Source organism: Pseudomonas sp. P5_B2 (genome assembly GCF_056400445.1).
Genome location: NZ_JBFULH010000337.1, coordinates 1 through 4,509, shown reverse-complemented (window position 1 = coordinate 4,509; position 4,509 = coordinate 1). Strand labels below are relative to the sequence as shown.

Genomic DNA, 4,509 nt, shown 5'->3' with positions numbered 1-4,509 from the left:
GCCCATGAGCCTGGAACGTCTGAGCAAACTCATTTCGGCAGGATTTGGCATCGCGTTGATTGCTTGCCTGATTTCCGTGGGATTGGATGAGTACATCGGCAAGCAGGCCGAGCAAGCCACTGATCGACGCCACAAGACCATCACCGACATTGCGCTGATGGCGACCCTCAACCGTGAACTGACGCAACTGGCACGCCTTTATGCCAGCACCGGCGACGAACTGTTTCTCACCCAATACAACGAAAAGTGGCAAAACAACCGGGGTTTCCACGAGATCGCCACCGATTTTCGAACGATCGGACTGACTGAAGCGGAAGACCAATTGCTGACCACGGTCGAGGAAATGGATCACAGGCAGACGGGCATGGAGCGTCAGGCAATGAAGGAGAGCTTCCACCGAGGGGGGCCGACATTGCTTTCGGGTTCCACTTACATCAATTCCGAGTGGCAATTTGCAGACGCGCTGAATCGGCTCAAACTCTCGACTACCCAACGTTTTAACAGCGATTTCGAGGCGGCTCGGGACAACGCCAAGCTGGCCGCCCACATCAGCGCCCTGCTGCAATTGATTACGCTGGGCGCGGGCCTATTGGTATTTTTGGTCATTCTGCGTCGTCAATTGGTGCAACCTCTGCTGTGTCTTTCCGAACGCATACGCCGCATGAATGCCGGCGAAGCCGTTGGGAAGTCGTGGCATCGCGAGGGGCTTACCGAAGTCGTGGCCCTGGCGGAAGCACTCGATGCGTATGTCGACGTTAATGAAGAGCTGCTCCGAAAGCACTGGGTCAAAGGACAACTCGGCGAGCTGGTGCAAGCGTTGCAATTGTGTGCAAGTCGGGAGGCTTTTACCGAAAGGTTGCAGCAAAAGCTGGGCAAATCCCTGAATTGCAAGACGGTTCTGCTATTCGATACAGAGCCCGTCATCGGGCGTACTGGCCAAGTGCATTACAGCTTGCCACTGCTGCAGGATGGGCAGCAGCTCGCCAGCCTTGAGCTTGATTTCGCTCATCGCCCGGATCTCGCCCAGCTCAAGCTACTCGACAGCTTGCCCAATAAACTGGGCACACTGCTGAATTTGCTGCAACAGCGCCTGCACAATCAGCAATTGCTGCACCAGGCCTGCCTACAGGCCAAGCAACTGAAGAGCCAGGCGTTGATCCTGCAACAGCGCCAACAGTCCCTGGAAGCCACCGAAAGCTGGTATCGCGGCATCGTCGAGTTTGCGCCTAAAGCGCTGCTAGTGTTCGACGAGCACGGTGTGATCCTGGCTAACCAGATGAGCGAAGCGACCTTTGGTTATGCGCCCGGCAGCCTGCTCGACCAGTGTTACCGGGCGCTGGTGCCCGACAGTCAGCTCGAAACCATAGAACGTCTGCTCGCGCAGGTGCGTACAAACAAAGTGGTCAATAGGGTCGAGGTGATTGCCCGCCGGGCCGATGGCAGCGAGTTTCCTGCCGAGTTGCGTCTGTGCCTGCTGCCGATGCGAGAGGATCGAGGGCAATGCCTGTGCGTCGCGATTAGCGATCTCAGCCAGCGCAAAGAAGAAGAACGCAACCTGCGTGAAGCGCACGAACAGCAGCAGGCCATCGTGACCTCGGCGCCCTATGGCATTGCACTGGTGCGAGGCAATCTGATCGTACAGGCCAATTCGCGGCTGGACGAGTTGCTCGGATATGCAGCGGGCGAACAATTGCAACGCTCTCCGCTGATCTGGCTGGAACAGCTCATGTCGACAGAGGCAATTATCCCGTTCGAAGCCAAGGTTCGCGAGACTCTGGACCGCGGTGAAATCTATCAGCAGCAGATGCAGCTTTGTCGCAGGGACTCCAGCAGCTTCTGGGCGAGCATGAGTGCACGCGCAGTCGCCCCCGGAAACCTGTCGTCGCAAGGTTCGATCTGGATCATCGAGGACATTTCCGCCCAGCGCGCGGCGGCAGAAGAAATGCAACAGGCGCGGCAATTGGCCGAGGACAGTGCACGCATCAAGGCCGAGTTTCTGGCCAACATGAGTCACGAAATTCGCACACCGATGAACGCCATCATCGGCATGACGTACCTGGCCTTGCGCACCGACCTGAGCGAGCGTCAGCGCGACTACTTGAACAAGGTACAAAGCTCTAGCCGGCATCTGCTGGGCGTCATTGACGACATTCTGGATTTCTCCAAGATCGAGGCTGGAAAACTTCAGCTGGAGGTCCGCGACTTCAGCCTGGCCCAATTGCTGGAAGAAGTGCTCGACCAGGTGCATCCGCGTATTGCCGATAAAGGCTTGGACATGCGGTTCAATGTCGCTGCGGATGTGCCGGAACGGTTGAGTGGCGACCCCCTGCGACTGCGGCAAATACTGCTTAACTTCCTGAGTAATGCGGTGAAATTCACCGAACGCGGGCAGATCCGGGTTGAGGTGAGCCTGCGTCAGGCTGGCGCCGATGACGTTTTGCTTTACTTTAGCGTGACCGATACCGGCATAGGAATCTCGGCCGAACAGTTAAAACACATGTTCCAGAGTTTCCAGCAGGCGGATACCTCCACCACACGACGTTTTGGTGGCACGGGCCTGGGGCTGGTAATCGCCAAACAGCTGTCCGAGTTGATGGGCGGCCAAGTCGGTGTGCAGAGCGTACTGGGTGAAGGCAGCAACTTCTGGTTTGAGGTCCGTCTGCTGTTGTCCCATAGCAATGTCATTGATGACCTGTGCGCCGGGGAACCGCTCTGTGACTGGAAAGTGGCCGAAGGGACCCGTGTTTTACTGGTAGAAGACAATGAGCTGAACCAGCAGGTCGCTGCTGAATTACTGGAGGCAGTGGGTTGTTGCGTCGATATCGCGGAGGATGGCCGTCAGGCATTGAATCGGTTGTCCGCCGAGCGCTATAACCTGGTGTTCATGGACATGCAGATGCCGGTGCTCGATGGCCTGGCAGCCACCCGCCTGCTGCGTGGGCAGCCTGGCCTGAGCACCCTGCCCGTTATCGCGATGACTGCCAATGCCAGCAAGCGTGATCATGACGCCTGCATGGCGGCAGGCATGAACGACTTTGTCAGCAAGCCCTTCGAACCGCAGACGCTCTACGTCGTTTTGCGACGCTGGCTGAATGAGACGCCGGCCCACCAAAAATGCGCCGTGGAGCCGGAAACGGTGGGGTGTGCTGATGCGGGTTTGAAACTTGACGGAGTGGACATGGTTGCCGGCCTTCGCCGGGTACTGGGCAGGCACAGCCTGTATGCGGACATGTTGCATCACTACCTGGCCAGCCAACGCCCCGTGTTGAATCAGTTGAGCGCGGCGATGGCGGCAGGCGAACTGGATAAAGCCGAATTGTTGGCCCATAGCTRCAAAGGCGTATCAGCAACCATCGGTGCCAACGCCGTCGCCCAGGCGGCAAATGCATTGGAGCAGGCCCTGCGCGCCAAGCGATCCGAGGATGAGTTGCAAATCGCTCTGGAGGCGTTGTCTGAACCGTTGGAGGCACTGCTGGCACAGTTGCGGGAGAAGTTGCCCTGTGAAGTCGAGACTGTACCGACAGTAGTCGACGGGGTCGAATTGCAACGGATCTGCCAGCATCTCGATGCACTACTGGGTGACTTTGATGCGCAGGCATTGCCCTACTTTTCCTCACATGCAGGCTTACTCCGTGGCGCGTTTGCAAACAGCTTCCAGCCACTGGAAAGCGCGGTGAAACGTTTCGATTTCGAGCGTGCGCAAGCCTGCCTGAGCGAGGCCATGCAGGCTTGTGGTACAGGCGCAATGAGCGGATAGAACGTCAGGGCTACACGCACTTCATGCCTTTAAAAGCGCGCTGTTCAGAAGTTTTCAGCGTTTTTCAGCGCGCGGCGCACACGCTTCAGGCCATTTCAGAGCAGACGTGGGCCCGGCATGCGTTACTGCACTTACTTGGCAGAAACGACAGGCCGCACCTTTCCCAGCGTGCTCCCGCCGCAAAACGTTCGCCCCCGACTGCATTACCGCTCCATCTGTGACCCCGTCACGAGGAAGTCCAGTTGAACAACTCAACCCCTAGACCCAGCGTGCTGGTGGTCGACGATATGCCAGCCAATCTGCAACTGATCAGTGAGTTGCTGAGTGAGCGTTATCACGTCCGAATTGCAACCAGTGGTGCCCATGCACTGCAAATCGTCAATCGGGCGATACCCGATCTGATCCTGCTGGATGTGATGATGCCCGACATGGATGGCTATGAAGTCTGCCGCCGTCTAAAGGGTGACCCCAATACAAGTGAAGTACCGGTCCTGTTTCTTAGCGCCCGCAATCAAGACGAAGATGAGTGCCTGGGGTTAAAACTAGGAGCGTCCGACTACCTGTTCAAGCCGATCAACCCGGCAATTCTGCTGGCGCGGGTACAGACGCAGTTGCGCCTGAAGGCCACAACGGACCTGTTGCGTTCGCACAACGCCTTTCTCGACCAGGAAGTCCTGGCACGAACCCGTGAGCTGCAAGCCACCCATGACGTGACCATCATGGCCCTTGCATCGCTGGCCGAGACCCGCGAC

2 protein-coding genes are annotated in these 4,509 nt (G+C 57.7%); both read left to right on the top strand.

The genetic code is table 11. From position 1 onward, the window contains the following. Positions 1-3,757 (top strand): ATP-binding protein (locus AC1DRJ_RS19805; protein ID WP_477803638.1); only part of this gene is annotated, 3,757 nt, incomplete at its 5' end. Positions 3,758-3,999: 242 nt separating this feature from the next. Continuing rightward, the coding region (locus tag AC1DRJ_RS19800) for a response regulator (protein WP_477803637.1) at positions 4,000-4,509 on the top strand (510 nt) is incomplete at its 3' end.